Genomic DNA, 22239 nt, shown 5'->3' with positions numbered 1-22239 from the left:
GTTAATAACGGCAGTTGGACAGTTGTGCCTGATATAGCTGCGCACGCGCATCCACATCGCTGGCCACATTCAGCAACCATGATTTGCCGTTATGGCTTCCGCGAGCATAGCCCGTATGACCTTCATGGTAGGCCAGATACTGGTTGCGTGTGTCGCTGGGGTGGATGCCGTTACGCTCGTAGCTTTTGTTCATGTACCAGCCAATGAAATCCGACGCGTCGCGAATGCGGTCACGCTTGGCGCGGCGCTTCCCGGTTTCGCGCTGGTATTGATCCCAAGTCCCGTCCAACGCCTGGCTGAAGCCATAAGCGCTGCTTTGCCGGCCCATCGGAATTACGCCCAGCACGTATTTGTGCGGGGTGCGCGCATCGTGACGATACCGGCTTTCCTGATAGATCGTGGCCATCTGAACGTGGATGGGAACCCCCCATTTCCGCTCGGTGCTTTTGAAGGCCTTGATATAGTCGGGACGTTCGCGCGCAATGCTGCACGCGTCATTCAATCTGCTGGGCGGTTGCTTTGACCCGCCCCCACAGGATGCCAAAAGCAGCACCCCGAAGAGTACGAAAAGAATTCTGCTCATGTGCCTCGTGCCTTTTTTCTTTATTCTAGCGCAGATTGAGCTTTGATGAAATCACATTCGTTACAGAACAATGGCCAGAATAATGGGCAAAGCGGCGACAGAGAGCAGGGTCGACACCATGACCATCCCCGCCACTGCGTCAGCATCGGCCTCAAATCGCTCGGCCAGAAGATAGGATGTGACAGCGACCGGAGTGCATATCTGTAAAACCAGAACACCAAACGCCACGGCCTCGAGATTGAAGCAAAGCGCCAAAACCCATCCCAGCCCAAAACACACAATCAGCTTGATAAGTGACAACCAGACGGCCTGACCAATTTTGCGCGCGCTTAGCCGGGCAATGGCCACACCCAATGTGATCAGCATCAATGGAACGGCCATCTGACCCAATAGATCCAGCGTATTGGTCACAAATAGTGGAGTTTTCCATCCTCGCCACAAGAACAAGGCGCCCAGCAACGTTGCCCATACCATCGGCTCGCGCAGGACCTTGCCGAACGCTCCCCGCCCTGCGACCAGATAGATGCCGTATGTGAAGGAAAACAACGCAGTAACGGCCAAAAAAACCACTGCATAGCCCAGCCCGGACTGCCCAAAGGCAAATATACACAACGGCAGGCCCAAATTGCCCGTGTTCCCAAAAATCAATGGTGCCAGATAGGTGCGCTGTTCTAACCCTGTCAGGTGAACGAATACCCAGAACACACCGGCCAGCACCATATGGGCCGCAACGGCTGCCAGAGTGAACAGGGTTAATTCGCGACCCGGTATCTCGGTTTGCATAAGTGCCACAAAGATCAAGCTGGGTACTGCCAGATTCACCGCAAGGCGCGTAACGAATTCCAGCCGGTACTCGAACTTGAGTTTGACCCAGGTAAATCCGATCCCTGACAGCAGAAAAACCGGGGCTGCAATTTCGAACACTGTAAGAATTAGGTTCACAGACTGTTTCCCTGTTTTTCAGATCAATGATTGGCTTTTTGGCCCGGAAAGAGGTAGAAAATGCTTTGGGGGCTGAAACAATGCTTAAGACACATGCCAAGTACCGCCTGGGGCAGGTGGTTCGACATCGCAGACACCCTTTTCGAGGGGTGATTTTTGACGTGGACCCAGAGTTCGCGAATTCGGAAGAATGGTATGAAGCCATTCCCGAAGACAGCCGCCCTATCAAGGATCAGCCGTTCTACCACCTGTTGGCGGAGAACGACCAATCCTTCTATGTTGCTTATGTTTCTGAACAAAATCTGGTTGAGGACCAATCCGGAGAGCCCGTGGATCACCCGGATATTCCCAACATGTTTGGTCCGTTTCAGGACGGATCCTACCCTCTGCACTTTCAGTTCAACTGAATTACCAAGACGGAACTGCCGTCCGCCCCACGGTTTAATATCCAAGCGCGCAACCGTCTTTTCTGGGGTCGCTGGCACCCACCAAAACACCACTGTCACGGATGTGAATCGCCTGTGCGCCTCCAAGGGGTGTTTCCGGAGTTTCGATAATGTGGCCCAGGTCGGATAATTGTTGCCGAACAACTTCAGAATGTCCCCGTTCAAGTTTCAGCACGCCACCATCTGCAAAAGCGCGCGGGCCATTCAGGTTCTCCTGAAGCTCAAGATCGTAATCCACGATGTTAGACAGAAAGCGGGCATGACCGGTGGGTTGGTAGACGCCGCCCATCACCCCAAACGGCATCATGACCTGACTACCCTGACGCAACATGCCGGGAATGATAGTGTGCATCGGGCGTTTGCCGGCGCCCAGTTCATTCGGATGCCCCTCCTGCAGAGTGAAACCGGCTCCGCGGTTCTGCAAAAGAATCCCGAATTTCTCTGAGGCTATGCCCGAGCCGAAGCCGTGGAATATCGAATAAATAAGGGAAACAGCCATTCTGTCCCGATCTACTACTGTGATGTAGACGGTATCTTTGTGCACCGCTTCGGTAAGCGGAGCTGCTGCCTGCATCGCACGCTTCGGATCAATCAGAGCCGCCAATTTGGTGGCTATGTCGGGCTCCAGAAACCGATCAGCTTGTGTGCTGAATTCAGGATCAGCGATAAAGCGATTGCGCGCGTCATAGGCCAGCTTGGTCGCTTCGGCCTCGATATGGGCGCGTTCGGCGCCCCACGGGTCCATCTTTGAAAGATCAAAGTGTTTAAGGATGTTAAGGAGCAGAATTGCTGTTGCGCCCTGACCGTTGGGCGGATGTTCCACTAACTCAATGCCGCCATAGCTGCCGTTCATCGCCTGCGTTTCATCGCATTTAGCGTTGGCAAAATCCCGGGTCGTGTGAACGCCGCCCAAATTGGAAAGTGCTGACAACATGTCTTCGGCGATCTCACCGGTATAGAAGGCATCGCGCCCATTTCGTGCGATGCGGCGCAAAACCTCGGCCTGACCCGGTGCGCAGAAGACCTGCCCAGTTTTCAATGCCTTACCGCCCAGCAAATAATGGTTGCGTGCAGCACCTTGCAATGTGCCTTCGCCGTTAGCCCAATCAAAGGCCACGCGCGGGGCGACCGGAACACCGGCCTCGGCATACTGGATCGCGGGTTGTAGTATCGCGTCCAGGCCCAGCCGTCCTTCTGTTTGCGACAGATGGCAAAACGCATCAACAGCCCCCGGAATTGTCACCGCATCCGGTCCGTTTAGGGGAACTGACTTCAATCCTTTTGCCCGTAGGGTCGATGCATCGGCCTTGGCCGGCGCGCGGCCAGATCCGTTCAACGCCCGGACAGTGTTTTCGCCTGGCCGATTGAACAACACAAAGCAGTCACCACCGAGGCCCGTCATTTGTGGTTCGCAAATACCCAAAAGAACTGCGCCGGCGATTGCCGCGTCCATGGCGTTGCCGCCTTGGGCCAGAATGTCTAACGCCACTTTGGCGGCCAGAGGGTGTGACGTCGCACACATCCCGTTTGTTGCCAGAACTTCGGACCGGCCCGGCATGTGCAAATCCCGCATGAACTACTCCTCCTATCAAGCAGGCAGAGAGTAAGCCGCGGTAGCGAATTGTCCAATAGTATCAGGGAGGAAGTTCCTCGGCGCCGTTCACTGGGTGGGGGCTGTGACGTTAGGCGCCGAGGGAAGCTATCTGAGCTACACTACCTTTTTGCCCTTGGTTTGCGGCGCTACAATGGTTCGATCTGGACCTTATTGTGACCATTTTTGGTTCTCTATGACAAATCCGTGAGGTCAAACCGTAGAAAAAGCTGATTACGACCGTCTCTCCGTTGATACCGGATTTCACTTGTCAGCTGCCGAATCAGAAACCAACCAAAGCCACCTTCGGGCAGGTCCAGACGCGCTGTATCTACCGAGGAGGGAACGCCACTGGGCAATTTCAAATCTGGCATTGGGTTTCCGGCATCCGTGATCAGAACGTCCAGCTTGTTCTGGCACAGGTGGCATTCGATGCGAATGTCTGCCGGTCGTACACCGGCATAGGCGTGTTCCACGACGTTGTTGATCGCCTCCGCCAGAGCGATTTTTACGTCACCGGCTTTGTTCTGTGGGATTCCCATCGCCGCCAGCCGCACGCTGAGGGTTGCTATCCCGGCGCTTGCCTGAGAATCGATTGCGTGAAAGCTCAGGTCCAGGCAGTCATTTTCACATTTATGGGCCACGCCAATCTACCCCTGCCCAGTGGTCAGTCTGCACCTGTAGTCAACGCATCATCCAGCGAAACAAACAGTTTGAAAACTGTGTCCATTCGCGTCAGACGAAATACTTTTTCGACGACCGGTTGCAATCCGGCTAAATCCAGTCGGCAACCGTCTCCCAATTGCTTCATCGACGCGACAATTGCGCCCAAACCGCTTGAGTCGATGAACTCGACAGTGGACAGATCCAGGATGACGCGACTTGCACTTTCTTCGGCCTGGGATCGCATGTCTTCCTTGAATTGAATGGCCATTGCCGCATCAATTCGGTCGCAGTGGACAGTAATAACCTGTGTCTTGCCGGTCGTGGTGCTGCTTAGCCCCATGGTCAACCGCCCTCCGGTTTTGGAAATGATCGTAGAAATACGCTAGACGGCAATTCTTACCATTCGGTATCCAAGTGCTGAAAATCCAATGGGAGGCGTCAGATGAAAGAAGTTGTGATTGCAGGGGCCGCACGAACGCCCATGGGCGGGTTCCAGGGGGTGTTTGATGGGGTCCCGGCGGCCGAGTTGGGCGGAACCGCTATTCGAGCCGCCATGCAAAGCGCCGGCGCGCAGACCGTGGACGAAGTGCTAATGGGATGCGTCTTGCCGGCAGGGCAGGGGCAGGCTCCGGCGCGTCAGGCCGGGTTTGCAGCTGGCTTGGGTGAAGACGTCCCTGCTACAACGCTCAACAAAATGTGCGGGTCGGGCATGAAAGCCGCGATGATGGCCTTCGACCAGATCGCGCTGGGCCATGCCGATACCATGGTTGCCGGTGGGATGGAGAGCATGACGAATGCGCCTTACTTGCTGCCAAAGATGCGCGGCGGAGCCCGTATCGGTCATGGCCAGGTGGTTGACCACATGTTCCTCGACGGGCTGGAAGATGCCTATGACAAGGGCCGACTGATGGGAACTTTTGCGGAAGATTGCGCGGAATCCTACCAGTTCACGCGCGAAGCGCAGGATGAATACGCTTTGAAAAGCCTGTCGAATGCTCTGACTGCGCAGGACACCGGTGCGTTTGATACTGAAATCGCCCCAGTGACGATTCGCACCAGAAAAGGTGAGGTCACTCAGGACGCAGATGAGCAGCCGAAGTCGGCGCGCCCAGAGAAAATCCCGACGTTGCAGCCGGCTTTTCGCAAAGATGGGACAGTGACGGCGGCCAATTCCTCTTCGATTTCGGATGGGGCGGCTGCTTTGGTTCTGGCGTCTTCCGAAGCTGCTGAGGCGCAGGGCCTCTCGGTACGTGCACGCATTCTGGGTCATGCAAGCCACGCTCAGGCTCCGGGTCTGTTTACGACGGCCCCGGTTCCTGCCGCGCAAAAGCTGCTGTCTCGCATCGGTTGGAGCAAAGAGGATGTCGATCTGTGGGAGGTCAACGAAGCCTTTGCCGTTGTCCCAATGGCGTTCATGCACGAAATGGGCCTGCCGCGCGAAATCGTCAACGTAAACGGAGGTGCCTGCGCGCTGGGGCACCCCATCGGGGCATCGGGCGCCCGGATCGTGGTCACACTGCTAAACGCGCTGGAAAAACGAAACCTCAAGCGTGGCGTAGCCGCTATTTGCATTGGCGGTGGAGAAGGGACAGCAATCGCCATCGAACGTATTTGACCCTTCCACTTTTTCCAAATACTGCGGGGTTGATTTGACCCAACGGATCATGAGGGGCGATGCCCCCTCAGCCCAACGCGGAAACGTGCAGAAATGACAGCAGACTACGATACGCTCGCCAAGACCATAGCCGCGCTGACCGAAGGGGAGACTGATCAGGTCGCTCTGATGGCCACTGTCGCTTGCGAGGTTCACCATTCCGACAATCGGTTTGACTGGACCGGGTTCTATCGTGTGACAGAACCCGGCGTATTGAAAATCGGCCCATACCAAGGCGGGCATGGCTGCCTTGTCATCCCTTTCGCGCGCGGCGTCTGCGGCGCTGCGGCGCGGACGGGAGAGGTGCAGCTTGTGCCCGACGTGGATGCATTCCCCGGACATATTGCTTGTGCGTCTTCCACCCGATCCGAACTGGTCTTGCCGGTTCGGAATGCGTCAGGTGACGTCATTGCGGTGTTTGATATCGACAGCAATCAGCCGGATGCGTTCGGCGAGGAAGACGCTATCAGTCTGCAGAGGATTCTTTCGCAAGTGTTTGCGTGAGCGCACACGCATCGGCGCTACCCTAGCGGTCCATTCCGCAAAATGACGACACAAGCAATCAACTGTACGCAGATGATACAGATGAGCCAGAACGAAAAACCCTTCTTTCTGGTCTTATGCTGAAAGACCCATCGCCCAAGGAGGGCCGATGGGCTGCCGCCTAGCATTGCAAGTCTCAGCAACCAACGCTCGGGTACGCGCTTTTTCCGACGGCGTGCCTGAAGTTTGTCCCATCCGAATACCAGCAAAGTCAGGCTGTTGATCGCCCAAAGGTAGGTCACAGCTATCCACATGACGATGCCATAGCCAATCAAGCAAGCAGACCCAAGTGAAAAAATGCTTGGAATTTTCATCGATTCGATGCACCGTGAAAATTACGATAGAAATTTCACGGCGAGTCGGAGCATCCATTGAACGATCAAACCCCCCATAGCGCGACGCTAGGAGCCGATCTGCGCGCTTTGCGCAAAGCACGTGGTTTGACACTAAGCGAGATTGCGGCACGGCTCGAACGGTCTGTCGGATGGCTCAGTCAGGTCGAGCGTGACATGTCCGAACCATCGATCTCAGACCTGCGCCAGATTTCGGAATGTCTGGGTGTGCCGATGTCGATGCTGTTTGCACATTCGGCGGCACCAGCGGATGAACAGGGGTATATCGTTCGTGCCGGATCACGCCGCCCCATGGGTTCGGGCGAGGAAGGGTTGATCGAAGAGTTGCTGTCGCCCGATTTGACCGATGACTTCGAGATGGTTCATTCCACTTTTGAACCGCATTCCAAAATGCAAACACCAGCGGACCGTCCAACTCAGGAAGTGGGTTACATGATCTCGGGTCGTCTGGATCTGATAATCGGCACCCAAGGCTTCACCGTTGGTCCGGGCGACAGCTTTCGGATCAAGCACGAGCCCTATCAATGGTCCAACCCATATAGTGAGCCCGCCGTAGCCATCTGGGTTATCGCGCCACCGGTGTACTGATGAGTTTCGAGGCCTGGACCATATTTGCACTGTTCTGGGTGGTGTTCGTCACGACGCCGGGACCGAACGCGGTCAACTGCATCTCGAACGGGATGAGCCTGCCCTTTCCCAAGGCTATGCTTGGGGTCCTGGCGATCCTGACGCAGGCCAGCGCGTTTCTGGTCCTGTCGGCATTGGGAGTGACGGCGTTAATCGCGGCGTCGACGACCGGATTTTTTGCGGTCAAGTTGATCGGTGCCGGGTTTCTGATTTGGATGGGTATCCGCGGATGGATGAACGCAACCAAGCCTGCACCGGTGTCGGAAAGACCTGCGCGGCATGTCTATCTGCACGCGCTTGCCGTCGCCACGATCAACCCAAAAAGCGTCGCTGGTTACTTGGCCGCGTTCTCGCAATTCGTTCAACCCGACGTTCCGATTTGGCAGCAGATGGCCGTAATCATGCCAACTGCCCTGATCATTACCACGCTCAGCTACACAGGGTTCACCCTGCTTGGGGCCGTGATGGGCAAAGCCGCATTGGGGGCGGTGTTCAACATCTGGGTGCGCCGCGTGATGGCCGCCTGTTTCATCATCTATGGCGTATTGCTGGGGACCAGCACTGCGCCAGTAGCAAGGGGGTAAATCAATGCACGCTGGTTCCTGCCTGTGCGGATCTGTTGCTTTCACAATCGACGGAGAGATTTCGCCACCCTCTGCCTGCCATTGCGGACAGTGCCGCAAGCAATCGGGCCATGTCTGGGCTTCAGCTTCGACCCATCAGGACAATCTGACTTTCGCGGCCAGCAATTCGCTGAGCTGGTATCGTGCCTCGGATATTGCGCGGCGCGGGTTCTGTAACACCTGCGGTTCGTTCTTGTTCTGGCAGCACAATGACGAAGACACGATCTCGATTTCCATGGGGGCATTGGATGCACCTACCGGACTGAAACTCGCCCGCCACATCTTTGTGGCCGACAAGGGCGATTACTACGACATCAAGGATGACCTGCCTCAAGAGGCGCAACAATAGGAACTGAAAGACATGAATGATTTTCCGACGAAAGCCCGCGTGGTCATCATCGGTGGCGGTGTGGTGGGGACCTCCTCGCTCTACCATCTGGCCAAGAAAGGCTGGACCGATTGCGTACTGCTGGAAAAGAATGAGCTGACGGCAGGCTCGACCTGGCACGCGGCGGGCAACGTACCTACCTTTTCGACGTCATGGGCGATCATGAACATGCAGCGTTATTCGACCGAGCTGTATTCGCGCCTGGCAGAAGAGGTTGATTATCCGATGAACTATCACGTCTCGGGTTCTATCCGCCTGGCGCACAGCAAAGAGCGGATGCAAGAGTTCGAGCGAGCACTGTCCATGGGTCGCCATCAAGGTATCCCGATGGAGATGTGGTCGCCGGAAGAAGCCAGAGAGCACTACCCGTTCCTTGAGACCCACGATCTTGAAGGCGTTCTGTATGACCCCACTGATGGTGACATTGACCCGGCGCAGCTGACGCAGGCGTTGGCCAAAGGCGCACGTGACATGGGGCAGAAGATCATCCGTTTCTGCCCAGCGACCGGTGTAACGCAGCACGACGACGGCACCTGGACTGTACATACGGATCAGGGCGACATCGCCTGTGATTACGTTGTGAATGCCGCCGGCTACTATGCGCAACGTGTTGGCGAATGGTTCAAACCCTTTGGTGGGCGTACCGTTCCGGCTATGGTCATGAGCCACCAGTACCTGTTGACCGACGAAGTGCCCGAGGTCGAAGCGTGGTCCAAAAAGAACGGTGGCAAGAAGCTACCGCTGTTGCGTGATGTGGATATCTCCTACTACCTGCGGCAGGAGAAGAACGGCTTCAATCTTGGCCCGTATGAACCCAACTGCAAGGGCCACTGGATGTCCGAGGACGATCCGATGCCAGAGGACTTTTCATTCCAACTCTGGAACGATGATCTGGACCGGATCGAAGATATCGTCACCGACGCGATGGAGCGCGTGCCGCTGATGGCGACTTCGGGCGTTGGCCGCGTAATCAACGGGCCGATCCCCTATGCCCCGGATGGGCTGCCGTTGATCGGCCCGATGCCGGGTGTGAAAAATGCATTTGAGGCGCATACCTTTACCTTCGGCATCGCGCAGGGCGGTGGTGCCGGCAAGGTTCTGGCGGAATGGATCGTCGATGGCTGCACCGAATGGGATATGTGGGCCGTCGATCCGCGTCGCTACACCGACTACACAGACCAGGACTTTTGCAACCAGAAGGGGATGGAGGTCTACGGCAACGAATACGCCATGCACTTCCCTCATCACGAATGGCCGGCAGCACGAGACAAGAAGCTGTCCCCGGTGCATGCCAAGGTCAAGGAATTGGGCGGCGTCATGGGTGTCTACAACGGCTGGGAACGTGCCAACTGGTTCGCGCAGCCGGGCGATGACGTGAGCGAAGACAGTACGCATACCTGGGGTCGCTCCGGACCATGGGAACAGCGGATCAAGGAAGAGTGCGAGGCTGTCCGCGACCATTGCGGTGTGCTCGACCTGCCCGGATTCTCGCGCTTCATGGTCAAGGGAGACGGTGCCGCGGAGGCGCTGCGTGGCCTCGCAACAGGTGGTTTGCCCAAAGTCGGTCGAATGAACCTGATCTATGTCTCTGATAACCGTGGCCGCATCCTGACCGAGATGTCTTGTATTCGCCTGGGCGATGACGAGTTCATGATGATCACCGCTGCAACCGCGCAGTGGCATGACCGCGATATACTGCGGAACGCCATGCCCGCCGGTGTCACAATTGAGGACGTGACGACTACCCGTGACACACTGATCGTGACCGGCCCGAAATCGCGCGACATTCTGTCAGGTCTGACTGATGCGGACCTGTCGCCCGGATGGCTGACCCATCAGTCGGCGACCGTTGCCGGCCAGCCCGCATATCTGATCCGGGTGTCCTTTGCCGGTGAGTTGGGTTGGGAAGTTCACGCTCTGAACGAACACATGCCGGCGATCTATGGAGCGATCGTTGACGCAGGTGCCAAGCCGTTTGGTATGTACGCGCTGAATTCGCTGCGCATCGAAAAGGGCTACCGCGCATGGAAGGGCGACCTGTCAACTGACTATTCGCTGCTCGAAGGCGGGTTGGAGCGTTTCGTCAAACTCGACAAACCGCAGGACTTCCCCGGCAAGGCCGCAATCCTGAACGAAAAGCAGCAGGGGGCGAAAAAGCAGTTCGTGACTTTGTTGGTCGATGCGAAAGATTGCGATGCGCCCTACATGTCCTGCATCTGGAACGATGGTCAGATCGTGGGTGAAACCACATCTGGTGCATGGGGCTATCGCATCAATGCCTCAGTCGCGCTGGGCATGGTTCGCCCTGATCTGGCCGTTCCGGGCACCGAGCTTGAGGTCGAAATCTACGGCGAAAAGTGCCGCGCTGTGGTACAGGAGGATCAGCCGCTCTGGGACCCTGCGAACGAGCGGCTCCGCGCCTAATCGCAACGAGGAGGCCTCCATGAGCAAGCGCTACGCCAAACTGGGACCCGGTGAGGGTCCCAACTATGACTGGGAAAACGACCATACCTTTGTCAAAGTGTCCGGTCAGGACACCGGCGGCGCCTATACGCTTATAGAGGACAACCTCAAAGCCAGCTTTGCGCTAGGTCTGCATCGGCACGATACACATGCCGAGACTTTCTACTTTTTGGAAGGCGCTGTGGATTTCTATATCGACGGTGATTGGCACTTGTGCACCCCGGGCACGACGATGCATGTGCCGCCCGGGGTCCCGCATGCATGCCGTGTGGCCAAGGGTGCACCGGCAAAGATGCTGATGATCTTTCAGCCTTCGGGCTTCGATGGGTTTCTCGCCGAACTTGCGACGATGAGCGAGGCCGATTTCGCCGACGAAGCCAGAATGGCTGAGCTCAACGCCCGGTTCGACATCGTGCCGATGGGACCTGTTCCCCAACACCCGGGCGATTGAGATCGATTGATGACGACACCCAGACATATGTCCGGCGTTTATCTTACCCGTCACGGCGGACCCGAGGCGCTGGAATGGCGCGAGGATATCCCGGTTCCGGTCCCCGGACCGGGGCAGGTTCTGGTGCGGGTCGCCGCTGCCGGAGTGAATAACACTGACATCAACACGCGTGTCGGCTGGTACGCGTCAGAGGTGACGGGCGCAACGGATGCGGTTGAACAGGACGTCGACGTCGGGGGTTGGGGCGGCGCGCTGCAGTTTCCCCGTGTACAGGGTGGCGATCTGTGCGGGTTCGTCGAATCCTCTGGACCTGACACCGAGTTTGCAATGGGCCAGCGTGTGACCTGCCCGATCAACCTGCCGCGTCCGCGGCCCGGTCAACCCTCGGGTTTTATTGCGCTGGGCTCGGAAATTGACGGCGCATTTGCCCAATACTGTCTGGTCGAAGCGAAGGATCTTTATGATGTCACTGCCTCTCCTCTCTCGGATATAGAAATCGCGGCCATTCCCTGTGCGTTCGGAACTGCCGAAAACCTGCTGACCCGCGCAGGGGTCAAAGCGGGACACAAGGTTCTGATCACCGGCGCATCCGGTGGGGTGGGTCTGGCCGCCGTCCAGCTGGCCGCGCTGAGGGGCGCTTCGGTTTGGGGCGTAACAAGTGCGGCTAAGGCAAACGTAGTAAAGGCGCAGGGTGCCGCGGATACGTTCGACCGCGACGCTCCGTTGCCGCATGACATGTTCGATGTGGTGGTCGATGTCGTCGGCGGACCGGCTTGGCCCGGCCTGATACTGGCGCTGAAACCGGGCGGGCATTACGCCGTGTCCGGCGCTATCGCAGGCCCAGTCGTCGAAGCGGATCTTCGCGATATCTACCTGCGTGACATCACCATTCATGGCTGCACCCATCAAGCTTACGAGGTCTTTGGCCGGTTGGTTGAATTGATGAACGCTGGGCTAATCAAGCCGTTGGTATCAAAAACCTATCCCTTGCGGGAAATCGCCCTGGCGCAGCAGGATTTCCAATCCAAGGCTCTGCCCGGTAAACTTGTGCTTATCCCCTGAGGAACCCGGAACATGGCAGATATCACACTTCTGGATGGCTCAATCGGGCAAGAGTTGGTCAAACGTAGCGGTGAAACGCCTACGCCGTTGTGGTCGACGCGCGTGATGATCGACAACCCTGATCTGGTGGGTGCCGTGCATGCCGACTACTTCGGCCGGGGTGCAACGATTGCGACAACCAATACCTACGCTGTGCATCGTTCGCGCCTTGAGCGCGTGGGGATGGTCGACCAGATGCCCGCCCTGATCGACGCGGCGCTGTCTCAGGCTGAAAACGCGCAGCGCGTGGCGGGAGGGCGGATCGCAGGTGCGCTGGGCCCGTTGCTGGCAACTTATCGTCCGGACCTGAACCCCGACCCAGACGACGCCGCAGAAAAGTTCGGCGAACTAGCTCGGATGATGAAGAACCGAGTTGACTTGTTCCTGATCGAAACCGTTTCGTCGATACAGGAGGCCGTGGGTGCTTTGCGCGGTACGGAAAACTGCGGCAAACCTGTCTGGTTGTCCCTTACAGTACTGGATCATGACGGTACTCGCCTGCGGTCGGGCGAAAGGGTGGAAGAAATTCAGCCGTTGGTCGACAAATTCGCACCGGAAGCACTGTTGATTAACTGCTCGCGCCCCGAAGCTATTCCTGCAGCACTGGAAATCCTCGGAAGGATGGGGCGCCCCTTTGGGGCTTATGCGAATGGATTCACGGGTATCACCGATGGCTTCTTGAAAGATGCGCCAACGGTTGATGCGTTGGAACAGCGCCATGACCTTGGCCCGAAGGCCTATGCTGCCCATGCCATGAGGTGGGTCGAGCAGGGGGCTACAATTGTAGGCGGCTGCTGTGAAGTTGGTCCTGACCACATCGAAATGCTGGCCCAGTGTCTACGTAATGCCGGGCATAGGATCGTCTGAAGGACAAGGTATGCCCAATCGCTCAAAACCGGACACACCCAATCAGGCCCGACAGCAGTGGCATTTCGACATATTGGTCGCGCCCGGCTATGTCTTGTTGGAATTGGCATCGCTGGTTGAAGTACTGCGCTTGGCCAACCGCGTCTGCCCTTACCCACCTTTCACCTTTGTCTACCGATCCCTGAAAGGCGGTCCGATCGAAAGCAGCAGCGGCGCGACCGTGGATACCGAGCAGGTGGCAACCCAACGTCAGGCGGATTACCTGTTTGTAATCGGAAACTCGAACCCTGATCAGCCGGAATTGTCCCTTGGGCGCATCGTGTCAGACTATACGTACCGCGGTGCTCAGGTCTTTTTGCTGGCCGAAGCTGCAAGTCGCTATATCAAAGAACAAGGTACGGCCGATCTGGCGACCCACTGGGAGAACGCGTCGTTCCTGAGAGAGCGTGGCGCGCGTTTCGAAGCCAAACTGTCCATCGCGACCGAACAGGGCGGTGTGGTGACCTGCGCCGGCATGGGGGCTACAACCGATATTGCGCTGGCCGTGATCGGGCGGCATATCTCGGGGCCGGCCAAAATGACGGTCGCCGATATCATGCTGCACGAAAAAATCCGAGATTTCTCGTCAATGCAGCCGTTTTCTGGGGTCATGACCACGGCAACAGGTGACGCGAAACTGGATCAGTGCATCAAACTGATGCAGGCAAACATCGAAGAACCATTGCCGATCAACCAGATCGTTGATTCGCTGAAATTGTCCAATCGCTCATTAGAGCGCAAATTCAAGGCTGTCTTTGGCACGACACCCAACGGTTTCTACCGCGAAATGCGTCTCGCCAAGGCCAATAACCTGCTGTTGAACACGACGATGAGCGTGCGTGAAATCGGATTGGCCTGCGGGTTTCCCAACGGGTTTTCCTCCGTTTACAAAAGCTTCTTTGGCGTAACGCCATTTGTTTTGCGACGGGAAAAACGGTTGGCGTGTCATCGTTGATTTTGGACGATTCAGTGACGCTTTTCGTGCATTTTGTGTCGATCTTTCGTGCCAATTAGATGAAAACCTGAAATAGCGGAGACATCAGGATGGTTGATCTTCCCACAAAGGCCCGTGTGGTCATCATCGGCGGCGGCGTGATCGGGTGCTCGGTCGCCTATCATCTGACCAAGAAAGGCTGGAGCGATGTTGTGCTGCTTGAGCGCAAGCAGCTTACCAGCGGAACCACCTGGCATGCCGCCGGCCTGATCGCACAGTTGCGAGCCACTGCGAACATGACCAAACTGGCCAAGTACAGCCAGGAACTCTATGGCTCGCTCGAGGAAGAAACGGGCGTCGCTACAGGGTTCAAGCGTGTCGGCTCGATCACTGTTGCCCTGACCGAAGAACGCAAGGAAGAGATCTATCGCCAGGCCGCTATGGCCCGCGCCTTTGGTGTTGAGGTTGAAGAGATCTCGAACGAACGCGTGCAGGAGCTGTATCCGCATCTGAACCTTGAAGGGGTAAAGGGGGCCGTGCATCTGCCCTTGGACGGGCAGGGCGATCCAGCCAACATAGCCCTGGCACTGGCCAAGGGCGCTCGTCAGCGCGGCGGCATCGTGAAAGAGCGTGTGAAGGTCACAGATATCGTCAAGCAGGGTCGCAAGGTAACCGGTGTGGACTGGATCGCTGATGATGGCGGCGCTTCGGGCCACATCGAGTGCGACATGGTGGTGAACTGCGCCGGTATGTGGGGCCACGAAGTGGGACGGATGGCGGGTGTCAACGTGCCGCTGCACGCCTGCGAACACTTCTACATTGTCTCTGAGCCGATCGAAGGCCTGACCTCGCTGCCGGTGCTGCGGGTGCCGGACGAATGCGCCTATTACAAGGAAGACGCGGGCAAGATGATGCTGGGGGCGTTCGAACCCAACGCTAAACCCTGGGCCATGGACGGTATTCCCGAAAGTTTCGAATTCGACCAACTGCCCGAGGATTTCGACCATTTCGAACCGATCCTTGAAGACGCCTGCAACCGTATGCCGATGCTGGCTGAGGCAGGCATCCATACCTTCTTCAACGGGCCCGAGAGCTTTACCCCAGATGACGCCTATCATCTGGGGCTTGCGCCCGAGATGGATAATGTCTGGGTTGCGGCTGGGTTCAACTCGATCGGCATTCAGTCCGCCGGTGGAGCGGGGATGGCGCTGGCCGAGTGGATGGATACAGACGAGAAACCGTTTGATCTGGGCGATGTGGACGTCAGCCGGATGCAACCGTTCCAGGGTAATAAGAAGTATCTGTTTGAACGCTCCAAAGAGACGTTGGGCCTGCTCTATGCCGATCACTATCCGTATCGCCAGAAAGCCACCGCGCGCGGTGTGCGCCGCACCCCGTTCCATCACCACTTGCTTGAGCAGGGTGCAGTGATGGGTGAACTGGCGGGTTGGGAACGCGCCAACTGGTACGCTGATGAGGGGCAGAAACGCGAATACCAGTACAGCTGGAAACGCCAGAACTGGTTCGAGAATTCAGCGGCTGAGCATCGGGCGGTGCGCGAGAATGTGGGCATGTACGACATGTCTTCGTTTGGGAAAATCCGGGTCGAGGGGCCGGACGCGCAGGCGTTCATGAACTATATCGGCGGCGGTGACTACTCGGTTCCAAACGGCAAGATCGTCTATACGCAGTTCCTCAACCGCACCGGTGGGATCGAAGCGGACGTAACCGTCACTCGTTTGACCGAAACCTCTTATCTGGTCGTTACTCCGGCGGCGACCCGGCTGGCGGATCAATCCTGGATGATGCGCAATGTCGGGGATTTCCGCGTCGTGATCACCGATGTCACAGCTGGCGAAGGTGTTCTGGCCGTGATGGGTCCGAATGCACGTGCCTTGTTGGAGAAGGTCTCGCCAAATGACTTCACCAACGCGACCAACCCGTTTGGTACCGCGCAGGAGATCGAGATCGGCATGGGCCTCGCCCGTGCGCATCGCGTGACCTATGTGGGTGAACTTGGATGGGAGATCTACGTTTCCTCCGACATGGCCGGGCATGTGTTTGAAACGCTGCACGCGGCGGGTCAGGACATGGGCCTCAAACTTTGCGGCATGCACATGATGGACAGCTGCCGGATCGAAAAAGGTTTCCGCCATTTCGGTCATGACATCACCTGCGAGGATCATGTTGTCGATGCCGGGCTGGGGTTTGCGGTCAAGACGGATAAGGGATGCGACTTTATCGGTCGCGAGGCCGTAATTGCGCGGAAGGAAACCGGGCCTGAAAACCGGTTAGTGCAATTCCGCCTAACCGATTCCGAGCCGCTGCTGTTTCACAACGAACCCATCGTGCGGGACGGTGAATATGTAGGCTACCTGAGTTCGGGCAATTACGGGCATACGTTGGGCGGCGCAATTGGAATGGGATATGTCCCGTGCAAGGGCGAAAAGGCAGCGGATGTTCTGGGTTCGACCTACGAGATCGATGTTTGCGGGACCAAGGTAAAAGCCGAAGCATCTCTGAAGCCGATGTATGACCCGAAATCCGAGCGTGTTAAGGTTTAACACTTGGGAAAAGTAAGTGCTGGGGCGCTAATGCACCCCGGCACTATTTGATTTTTGGGCTGATGAAGCAGGCGACGTATCAGATTTCCTGATGACCGACTTCACGCTTTTCGTAGTTTTCAACACCCGGTGACTTGCCCTAAAGACAAACGGTATCAGCCGGAGACCTGTCATGGCAGACACCATCATACAGCCGCAAAACACAGACACGCCCAGGGGATTGGCCCTGGCAGTTACGGCCTATGTTCTTTGGGGGTTTCTGCCGCTTTACATGAAAGCCATGGCTCATATCGGTCCGGTAGAAATCGTAGCCCACCGGATCATCTGGTCGGTTCCTGTTGCAGGGTTGTTGCTGGTTGCGCTGGGGCGAACTCGGGACCTGAAGGCCGCCCTGCGGAATCCAAAGATGTTGGGGATGGCCTGTCTGACTGCCGCGCTGATTTCGGTGAATTGGGCGATCTATGTCTGGGCTATCGCCAGCGGGAACGCGCTGGACGCTGCTCTTGGGTATTACATCAACCCCTTATTCAGTATCGCTCTGGGTGCGATCCTGTTGCGAGAGCCGCTGAATCGAACGCAGCTTGTGGCCGTTGGATTGGCTGCGCTGGGCGTTCTGGTTCTGGTGTTAGAGGCCGGGCGCCTGCCCTGGGCTGCAATGGGGCTGATGGTCAGTTGGGGTTTTTATGCCTTTTTCAAGCGATCGCTTCCCATCGGACCCAATCAAGGATTTCTGCTTGAGGTGCTGATTCTGTTGATTCCGGCGCTGGCCTATGTGACCTGGCTAGGCGCCCAGGGAACGGGGCATTTCGGATGGGCTGCGTCTGATACAATGCTGCTGGCAGGTGCGGGCGTCGTAACCGCCATACCTTTGCTGGTGTATGCCAACGGAGCAAAGCTGGTACGCCTGTCCACGATGGGCATTCTGCAATATATCGCTCCGACCATGATCTTTATCACTGCCATCACGGTGTTCGGAGAGCATATCGACCGGGGCCGCATGATCGCTTTTCCGCTGATCTGGGCGGCACTGGTGGTGTATTCTATTCCTATGATCCGGCAGATACGCGCTCAGGCCTGAAGTAGGCGAGCAGCCTCGGCGGCCCAGATTGCATAGGTTTTGGGGCTGGGGTGGTATCCGTCTGGTGCGGCCAGCGCCGGGTTGTCAGGTAAATCCAGAGACAAATGCATAGCCTGCGGAAATGCAGCCGCAGCCTGTTGTAACCCCTGATCCAGCCGTTTCGCCTGCCGGCCAAGAACCCAGGCCAGTGGCTGCGGTAAGGCCGGAAAGCGGTTCATTTGTGGAACCGCCGTCACCACGACGCGCCGCGCGCCGAACGTGCCTGTGAGAAGTCGCAGCAACCGGGTCTGCCGGTCAATAAATTGTCGGCGTGTCACCGCGCGGGTGACATCGTTGACACCCAACGCCGTCACCACTGCATCGAAGCTGCCGTGTAGCCGTTCAAGCCGTTCAATCGTGTCCAGAGTCGTATGGCCGGTGGTGGCCTCCAGCCGCCATTCGACGCAATACTGCCGCGCCAGCTGCGCCACCAGATGCCCTGATAGAGCCTGTTTCTGAGTACCCGCCCCAACGCCCGCAGCAGAACTGTCGCCAGCGATCAACAACCGCAAACGTGGCCCGCGACCCTCGCGTCCCTCACGCGGGCCGGTTGGCTCTGGCAGCAGTTGAGCACGATGCCGGACCGATAATCCCTGCGCAGCTAATAACGGCAGCAACGGCACCCGAAGAATTTGATCTGCGGCAATGGGGCCTGGCATATTCAGCTCAACGCGTCTTTGTACTCTAGGAACCGCGCATCGGTAGTGACCCGGGCCATCATTGCATCTCGTAGGGCACCGATGGTCCTGTAGGGGCGCATGACGACCTCGAACTCCTGAATATGGCCATCGTCATCTAGCGTGATCAGGTCGACGCCGATCGCATCCAGTTCGCCGATCTTGCACTGAAACTCCAACGCCCAATCTTTGCCTTCACCCATGACCCGTCGGTATCGAAAATCGGAAAACACCTGCCCCACATGTCCCAGTACCGCTGCGACCGGAGCACGCCCCGTCCAGGTGCTATAGTAGGTTGGCGGCGAAAACCGCACGTCTTCCGCCAACAGTTCGTGGATCAGGTTTTCATCGCCCTTGGCGACAACTTCCTGCATTCGCTCGATTGTGGGGTGCATATCGTCTCCCTTTGGTTGCACCCAGAGTTGCGGAACCCTCACGTTCAGGCAAGGACGACGTTGCGGGAGGTCACGTGCTGAGATAGGCAGGCCCGCATGAGCGCGAACTATGATCCCCCCCAGACGCCATTGGATGTATTGCACGAAGATGCACAACTGATTGTGGTGAACAAGCCCTCAGGGCTTCTGTCAGTGCCCGGCCGCGGCGAACACCTGGCTGATTGCTTGCTGGCACGTGTCCAGGCGGCATTTCCACAAGCCTTGTTGGTGCACCGGCTGGATCGGGATACTTCGGGCGTGATGGTCTTTGCTCAGACCCCGCATGCACAACGGCATCTGGGGTTGCAGTTTGAAAACCGACAGACTCGTAAGACCTATGTCGCGCGCGTGTGGGGGCGGGTTGAGGCGAAGACGGGCACGGTTGACTTGCCGCTTATCGTCGATTGGCCCAACCGCCCGCTGCAGATGGTGTGTCATGACACCGGCAAACCTGCGGTCACCGAGTGGCGCGTCGTCAAATACGAAGGGGAATCGACACGAATTCGCCTTTTCCCCAAGACCGGCAGGTCGCATCAACTGCGTGTTCATATGCAGGCGCTGGGCCACTCGATTCTGGGTGACCCATTTTATGCCGAGGGCGCGGCACGTGCATTCCCTCGTTTGATGCTGCATTCCGAAGAGCTGCGCCTGAAGAACCCCGAAGGCGGTGTGGCGATGAAATTCCGCGCTGCGGCGGAATTCTGACCTTAAGCGCTGCTGATCCACAACATTTTCAGATTGCCCAGCGAGAACCGTTTTTGACGTTTCCTTGGGCGAGAGGTGCCGAGATGGCGCCCGGCACACAGTTCGCGTTCGATCTCAAAGCCGCGTAAGGCATGGTCTTGTGACCAGCGATCCAGTTTCAGGGTCATCATGACGTAGTTGTCTCGGCTTGGCATGGGTGTTCTCCTGTCTTGTGCTGTTCCAAGCCTCGCCCATCGCTCCTGACACCACCTTGTCAGGGGGGTGTGCTAAGGTGTCAGCAGATTACAAGGAGACTGACATGCGCCGTTCGACCCGCTTGTTTGAGATCATCCAGATATTGCGCACTTCCAGCGGGCCGGTGACGGCCGAAGCGCTGGCGGCCAAGCTCGAGGTCTCGGTGCGGACTGTGTATCGCGATATTGCGGCGTTGCAGGCGCAACGGACACCGATCGAGGGCGAGGCAGGCGTGGGGTACCTGATGCGGCGCGGCTACGATCTGCCGCCGCTGAATTTTGATGCCGAAGAGATCGAGGCGCTGTGGGTAGGCCTATCCATGCTGGCGCGCACCGGCGACAGCACGCTACAACAGGCCGCTGACCGGGTGTGTCGCAAGATCGAGGCGTTACGGTCACCCGCCGATTGGTTGCAGGTCGCACCGTGGGGCGCCCCTGCGGATGACCCGGAAAAAGGGTGCGTGTCGATTGCAACCTACCGGGAAGCCATCCGCGCCGAACAGAAAATTCGGATCACCTACATAAACGCCAGCGAAGAACGCACCGAGCGGATCCTGCGCCCCGTCGCGCTGATCTACCATATCGAGTGCACAATGCTGGCCGCCTGGTGCGAGCTGAGAAACGGGTTTCGCCATTTTCGTACAGATCGGATCTGGTCCTGTGAGCTGGTCGAAGATCACTTCTGCGGCCAGGGCCAACCTCTGCGTACCATCTGGCAAGAGCAGAACCGTTGGGACGCGCCTGCCGGTGCAGCATAGGTGGCAGGTATTCGCCGATTTCACCGATTTGTTGCTTGAGCCTGCTCTCTGATCCCATGCTATACTTTGGGAAATCAATGAAGCCCGGCAAACGGGTATTGGAGCAGAAGGTGATTCCATGGCGATTTCCAAGAGTATCCTGACGGTCGGATTGTGTTCGGTCCTTTTCCTCGGCGCGTGCGCCGACCCCGGTACGCTGTCGGTTCAGAGCGATCCCAACCAGAACACGAAACAAGGCGCCTTGCTGGGCGGTTTGATCGGCGCCGGTGTTGGTGCGATCGCGAACAACTCAAACCCGGGGCTTGGGGCGCTGGCCGGTGCTGCAATTGGTGCGGCCGGTGGCGGTGTGATTGGCAACCAGCTGGACAAACAGGCAGCTGAACTGCGCCAGCAGCTAGCCAATGATGGGATCACCATCGTAAACGCCGGTGACCGCCTGATCGTGACCGTGCCGAACGATATTACCTTTGACACTGACAGTTCGACCGTGCGTCCGGCTTTGCGCGCCGATCTGGTGAAGGTGGGACAGAACCTGGTGAATTACCCGAATTCCAACGTCCAGATCATCGGGCATACGGATAGCGACGGAGAAGCTTCGTACAATCAAGGTCTGTCTGATCGTCGCGCTAATGCAGTGGCGGATATTCTGCAGGCCAACGGTGTCGGCTATGCGCGGATCACTACGATCGGGCAGGGCGAAAACAACCCTGTTGCATCGAATTTGACGCCTGAAGGCAAGTCCCAGAACCGCCGCGTCGAGATCATAGTCGTTCCCAGCGGAAACGCCTGATCGGGATTCCGAAAGTCAAAGGGGCCGCAAAACTGAGGTCCCTTTTTTTCACAATGACTGCGCGTCAACAGGGCTTTGGTTTGCCGAAGGGTCAGGTAAGTTACCGCTGATCTGAACGATGGAGTTGTCCAAGATGACCGAACCGATCCTTCTGGCGCTGTCCGGCTCGCTGCGCCAAAGCGCGACCAACCGCAAATTGCTGCGCGAGGCCGCAAGGCTGTTCGATCCCGGCACGTATATCGAGGCTGACCTGAACCTGCCCCTGTATGACGGGGATCTGGAGGATGGCGAGGGCATTCCGCAACAGGTGCAGGTGCTGGCGGATCAGATCGCGCAGGCCCATGCGGTGATCGTGTCGACGCCAGAATACAACAAGGGGCCATCGGGCGTTCTGAAAAACGCGTTGGATTGGGTCAGCCGCACCGAAGGTCGCCCTTGGGCCGACAAACCGGTCGCTGTGATGTCGGCCGCTGCGGGGCGTGCCGGTGGTGAACGTGCCCAGATGGTGCTGCGGGCCTACATGGTGCCGTTCCAGCCGCGTATTCTGCAAGGGCCTGAGATTCATTTGGCCAACAGTTCCAACGAGTTCGATGAACAGGGGCGGTTGTCGAATGCGCGTTATGAAAGCGCCCTGCAAACTCTGATGCAGAAACTGCGGGCGGAGGCAGGATACTGAAAGCCGGCTTGTTC

At 57.5% G+C, this 22239-nt stretch carries 26 protein-coding genes; 17 read left to right on the top strand and 9 right to left on the bottom strand.

The genetic code is table 11. The features are described from left to right. Window position 1 precedes the first annotated feature (1 nt). Together AC2TCY_RS18095 and AC2TCY_RS18090 are read right to left on the bottom strand one after the other, a co-directional pair. Complete coding sequence (locus AC2TCY_RS18095; RefSeq protein ID WP_480849465.1) at window positions 2-583, bottom strand: transglycosylase SLT domain-containing protein; 582 nt, start codon at window positions 581-583, stop codon at window positions 2-4. Window positions 584-643: 60 nt separating this feature from the next. After that, window positions 644-1525: an AEC family transporter gene (locus tag AC2TCY_RS18090; protein ID WP_480849463.1), complete on the bottom strand. Its 882-nt coding sequence runs from the start codon at window positions 1523-1525 to the stop codon at window positions 644-646. A gap of 80 nt (window positions 1526-1605) precedes the next feature. Here AC2TCY_RS18090 and hspQ point away from each other — a divergent pair, with 80 nt between their 5' ends. Continuing rightward, window positions 1606-1932, top strand: a complete 327-nt coding sequence (hspQ, locus tag AC2TCY_RS18085; RefSeq protein WP_480849461.1) for a heat shock protein HspQ — start codon at window positions 1606-1608, stop codon at window positions 1930-1932. A 34-nt stretch (window positions 1933-1966) separates the two neighbouring features. On the opposite strand, the gene AC2TCY_RS18080 is transcribed toward hspQ, so the two are convergent. The 3 genes from AC2TCY_RS18080 to AC2TCY_RS18070 form a co-directional block, all read right to left on the bottom strand. Next, window positions 1967-3544 carry a gamma-glutamyltransferase family protein gene (locus tag AC2TCY_RS18080; protein WP_480849459.1) on the bottom strand — a complete coding sequence of 526 codons (1578 nt, stop codon included), beginning with the start codon at window positions 3542-3544 and terminating at the stop codon, window positions 1967-1969. A gap of 212 nt (window positions 3545-3756) precedes the next feature. Beyond that, a complete protein-coding gene (locus AC2TCY_RS18075; protein WP_480849457.1) occupies window positions 3757-4206 on the bottom strand; it encodes an ATP-binding protein in 450 nt (149 codons plus the stop codon). Window positions 4207-4229: 23 nt separating this feature from the next. Beyond that, a complete protein-coding gene (locus AC2TCY_RS18070; RefSeq protein WP_480849455.1) occupies window positions 4230-4568 on the bottom strand; it encodes an STAS domain-containing protein in 339 nt (112 codons plus the stop codon). A gap of 102 nt (window positions 4569-4670) precedes the next feature. On the opposite strand from AC2TCY_RS18070, the gene AC2TCY_RS18065 reads away from it, so the two are divergent. Both AC2TCY_RS18065 and AC2TCY_RS18060 read left to right on the top strand, forming a co-directional pair. Then, the gene (locus AC2TCY_RS18065; RefSeq protein ID WP_480849453.1) at window positions 4671-5843 is read left to right on the top strand and encodes a thiolase family protein; all 1173 of its coding nucleotides are present in this window, start codon (window positions 4671-4673) and stop codon (window positions 5841-5843) included. A gap of 93 nt (window positions 5844-5936) precedes the next feature. After that, window positions 5937-6386, top strand: coding sequence for a GAF domain-containing protein (locus tag AC2TCY_RS18060; RefSeq protein WP_480849451.1), 450 nt, complete (start codon window positions 5937-5939; stop codon window positions 6384-6386). Window positions 6387-6403: 17 nt separating this feature from the next. On the opposite strand, the gene AC2TCY_RS18055 is transcribed toward AC2TCY_RS18060, so the two are convergent. Beyond that, complete coding sequence (locus tag AC2TCY_RS18055; protein WP_480849642.1) at window positions 6404-6679, bottom strand: DUF1294 domain-containing protein; 276 nt, start codon at window positions 6677-6679, stop codon at window positions 6404-6406. Between the two features lie 117 nt (window positions 6680-6796). Here AC2TCY_RS18055 and AC2TCY_RS18050 point away from each other — a divergent pair, with 117 nt between their 5' ends. From AC2TCY_RS18050 to rarD, 10 genes are all read left to right on the top strand, one after another. Then, a complete protein-coding gene (locus tag AC2TCY_RS18050) occupies window positions 6797-7366 on the top strand; it encodes a helix-turn-helix domain-containing protein (protein WP_480849449.1) in 570 nt (189 codons plus the stop codon). After that, window positions 7366-7989 (top strand): LysE family translocator, encoded by a 624-nt coding sequence (locus tag AC2TCY_RS18045; protein WP_480849448.1) that lies wholly within the window; start codon window positions 7366-7368, stop codon window positions 7987-7989. The genes AC2TCY_RS18050 and AC2TCY_RS18045 overlap by 1 nt, the downstream gene beginning before the upstream one ends. 4 nt (window positions 7990-7993) lie before the next feature. Continuing rightward, a complete protein-coding gene (locus AC2TCY_RS18040) occupies window positions 7994-8377 on the top strand; it encodes a GFA family protein (protein ID WP_480849446.1) in 384 nt (127 codons plus the stop codon). Between the two features lie 12 nt (window positions 8378-8389). Beyond that, window positions 8390-10840: a GcvT family protein gene (locus AC2TCY_RS18035; RefSeq protein WP_480849444.1), complete on the top strand. Its 2451-nt coding sequence runs from the start codon at window positions 8390-8392 to the stop codon at window positions 10838-10840. Window positions 10841-10859: 19 nt separating this feature from the next. After that, complete coding sequence (locus tag AC2TCY_RS18030; RefSeq protein WP_480849443.1) at window positions 10860-11330, top strand: cupin domain-containing protein; 471 nt, start codon at window positions 10860-10862, stop codon at window positions 11328-11330. 9 nt (window positions 11331-11339) lie between these two features. Continuing rightward, window positions 11340-12392, top strand: a complete 1053-nt coding sequence (locus AC2TCY_RS18025) for an alcohol dehydrogenase catalytic domain-containing protein (protein ID WP_480849441.1) — start codon at window positions 11340-11342, stop codon at window positions 12390-12392. Window positions 12393-12404: 12 nt separating this feature from the next. Beyond that, window positions 12405-13298 carry a homocysteine S-methyltransferase family protein gene (locus tag AC2TCY_RS18020; protein ID WP_480849439.1) on the top strand — a complete coding sequence of 298 codons (894 nt, stop codon included), beginning with the start codon at window positions 12405-12407 and terminating at the stop codon, window positions 13296-13298. 10 nt (window positions 13299-13308) lie between these two features. After that, on the top strand, window positions 13309-14292 hold the full coding sequence (locus AC2TCY_RS18015; RefSeq protein ID WP_480849437.1) for a GlxA family transcriptional regulator: 984 nt from the start codon (window positions 13309-13311) through the stop codon (window positions 14290-14292). Window positions 14293-14381: 89 nt separating this feature from the next. Next, window positions 14382-16835, top strand: a complete 2454-nt coding sequence (locus tag AC2TCY_RS18010; RefSeq protein WP_480849435.1) for a GcvT family protein — start codon at window positions 14382-14384, stop codon at window positions 16833-16835. 172 nt (window positions 16836-17007) lie between these two features. Further along, entirely contained in the window at window positions 17008-17913 is a 906-nt protein-coding gene (gene rarD / locus AC2TCY_RS18005; protein WP_480849433.1) for an EamA family transporter RarD, read from the top strand. Here rarD and AC2TCY_RS18000 read toward each other — a convergent pair. Next, window positions 17904-18611 carry an SGNH/GDSL hydrolase family protein gene (locus AC2TCY_RS18000; RefSeq protein WP_480849431.1) on the bottom strand — a complete coding sequence of 236 codons (708 nt, stop codon included), beginning with the start codon at window positions 18609-18611 and terminating at the stop codon, window positions 17904-17906. The genes rarD and AC2TCY_RS18000 overlap by 10 nt on opposite strands. Window positions 18612-18613: 2 nt before the next feature. Further along, window positions 18614-19024 (bottom strand): nuclear transport factor 2 family protein, encoded by a 411-nt coding sequence (locus tag AC2TCY_RS17995; RefSeq protein WP_480849429.1) that lies wholly within the window; start codon window positions 19022-19024, stop codon window positions 18614-18616. Between the two features lie 96 nt (window positions 19025-19120). Here AC2TCY_RS17995 and AC2TCY_RS17990 point away from each other — a divergent pair, with 96 nt between their 5' ends. Beyond that, the gene (locus AC2TCY_RS17990) at window positions 19121-19768 is read left to right on the top strand and encodes an RluA family pseudouridine synthase (protein WP_480849428.1); all 648 of its coding nucleotides are present in this window, start codon (window positions 19121-19123) and stop codon (window positions 19766-19768) included. A 2-nt stretch (window positions 19769-19770) separates the two neighbouring features. On the opposite strand, the gene AC2TCY_RS17985 is transcribed toward AC2TCY_RS17990, so the two are convergent. After that, window positions 19771-19962: a hypothetical protein gene (locus AC2TCY_RS17985; protein WP_480849426.1), complete on the bottom strand. Its 192-nt coding sequence runs from the start codon at window positions 19960-19962 to the stop codon at window positions 19771-19773. Between the two features lie 104 nt (window positions 19963-20066). Between AC2TCY_RS17985 and AC2TCY_RS17980 the strand changes: the two genes are divergently transcribed. From AC2TCY_RS17980 to AC2TCY_RS17970, 3 genes are all read left to right on the top strand, one after another. Continuing rightward, window positions 20067-20759, top strand: coding sequence for a helix-turn-helix transcriptional regulator (locus AC2TCY_RS17980; protein WP_480849424.1), 693 nt, complete (start codon window positions 20067-20069; stop codon window positions 20757-20759). 118 nt (window positions 20760-20877) lie between these two features. Then, window positions 20878-21549: a YiaD family glycine zipper/OmpA-like lipoprotein gene (locus AC2TCY_RS17975; RefSeq protein WP_480849422.1), complete on the top strand. Its 672-nt coding sequence runs from the start codon at window positions 20878-20880 to the stop codon at window positions 21547-21549. 133 nt (window positions 21550-21682) lie between these two features. Continuing rightward, a complete protein-coding gene (locus AC2TCY_RS17970; RefSeq protein WP_480849421.1) occupies window positions 21683-22225 on the top strand; it encodes an NADPH-dependent FMN reductase in 543 nt (180 codons plus the stop codon). The last annotated feature ends 14 nt before the right edge of the window (window positions 22226-22239 follow it).

This window comes from Ruegeria sp. HKCCD7181, assembly GCF_057221055.1.
The sequence above is the reverse complement of the archived record's forward strand: the minus strand, read 5'-3'. Positions and strand labels throughout refer to the sequence as shown.

Coding starts and splice junctions, on each gene's coding strand:
- AC2TCY_RS17990 (WP_480849428.1), top strand. CDS start 19,121: ATGAGCGCGAACTATGATCCCCCCCAGACGCCATTGGATGTATTGCAC.
- AC2TCY_RS18080 (WP_480849459.1), bottom strand. CDS start 3,544: ATGCGGGATTTGCACATGCCGGGCCGGTCCGAAGTTCTGGCAACAAAC.
- AC2TCY_RS18045 (WP_480849448.1), top strand. CDS start 7,366: ATGAGTTTCGAGGCCTGGACCATATTTGCACTGTTCTGGGTGGTGTTC.
- AC2TCY_RS18035 (WP_480849444.1), top strand. CDS start 8,390: ATGAATGATTTTCCGACGAAAGCCCGCGTGGTCATCATCGGTGGCGGT.
- AC2TCY_RS17975 (WP_480849422.1), top strand. CDS start 20,878: ATGGCGATTTCCAAGAGTATCCTGACGGTCGGATTGTGTTCGGTCCTT.
- AC2TCY_RS17970 (WP_480849421.1), top strand. CDS start 21,683: ATGACCGAACCGATCCTTCTGGCGCTGTCCGGCTCGCTGCGCCAAAGC.
- AC2TCY_RS18010 (WP_480849435.1), top strand. CDS start 14,382: ATGGTTGATCTTCCCACAAAGGCCCGTGTGGTCATCATCGGCGGCGGC.
- hspQ (WP_480849461.1), top strand. CDS start 1,606: ATGCTTAAGACACATGCCAAGTACCGCCTGGGGCAGGTGGTTCGACAT.
- AC2TCY_RS18025 (WP_480849441.1), top strand. CDS start 11,340: ATGACGACACCCAGACATATGTCCGGCGTTTATCTTACCCGTCACGGC.
- AC2TCY_RS18040 (WP_480849446.1), top strand. CDS start 7,994: ATGCACGCTGGTTCCTGCCTGTGCGGATCTGTTGCTTTCACAATCGAC.
- AC2TCY_RS18030 (WP_480849443.1), top strand. CDS start 10,860: ATGAGCAAGCGCTACGCCAAACTGGGACCCGGTGAGGGTCCCAACTAT.
- rarD (WP_480849433.1), top strand. CDS start 17,008: ATGGCAGACACCATCATACAGCCGCAAAACACAGACACGCCCAGGGGA.
- AC2TCY_RS18060 (WP_480849451.1), top strand. CDS start 5,937: ATGACAGCAGACTACGATACGCTCGCCAAGACCATAGCCGCGCTGACC.
- AC2TCY_RS18015 (WP_480849437.1), top strand. CDS start 13,309: ATGCCCAATCGCTCAAAACCGGACACACCCAATCAGGCCCGACAGCAG.
- AC2TCY_RS18055 (WP_480849642.1), bottom strand. CDS start 6,679: ATGTGGATAGCTGTGACCTACCTTTGGGCGATCAACAGCCTGACTTTG.
- AC2TCY_RS17985 (WP_480849426.1), bottom strand. CDS start 19,962: ATGCCAAGCCGAGACAACTACGTCATGATGACCCTGAAACTGGATCGC.
- AC2TCY_RS18065 (WP_480849453.1), top strand. CDS start 4,671: ATGAAAGAAGTTGTGATTGCAGGGGCCGCACGAACGCCCATGGGCGGG.
- AC2TCY_RS18000 (WP_480849431.1), bottom strand. CDS start 18,611: ATGCCAGGCCCCATTGCCGCAGATCAAATTCTTCGGGTGCCGTTGCTG.
- AC2TCY_RS18070 (WP_480849455.1), bottom strand. CDS start 4,568: ATGGGGCTAAGCAGCACCACGACCGGCAAGACACAGGTTATTACTGTC.
- AC2TCY_RS17995 (WP_480849429.1), bottom strand. CDS start 19,024: ATGCACCCCACAATCGAGCGAATGCAGGAAGTTGTCGCCAAGGGCGAT.
- AC2TCY_RS18020 (WP_480849439.1), top strand. CDS start 12,405: ATGGCAGATATCACACTTCTGGATGGCTCAATCGGGCAAGAGTTGGTC.
- AC2TCY_RS18095 (WP_480849465.1), bottom strand. CDS start 583: ATGAGCAGAATTCTTTTCGTACTCTTCGGGGTGCTGCTTTTGGCATCC.
- AC2TCY_RS17980 (WP_480849424.1), top strand. CDS start 20,067: ATGCGCCGTTCGACCCGCTTGTTTGAGATCATCCAGATATTGCGCACT.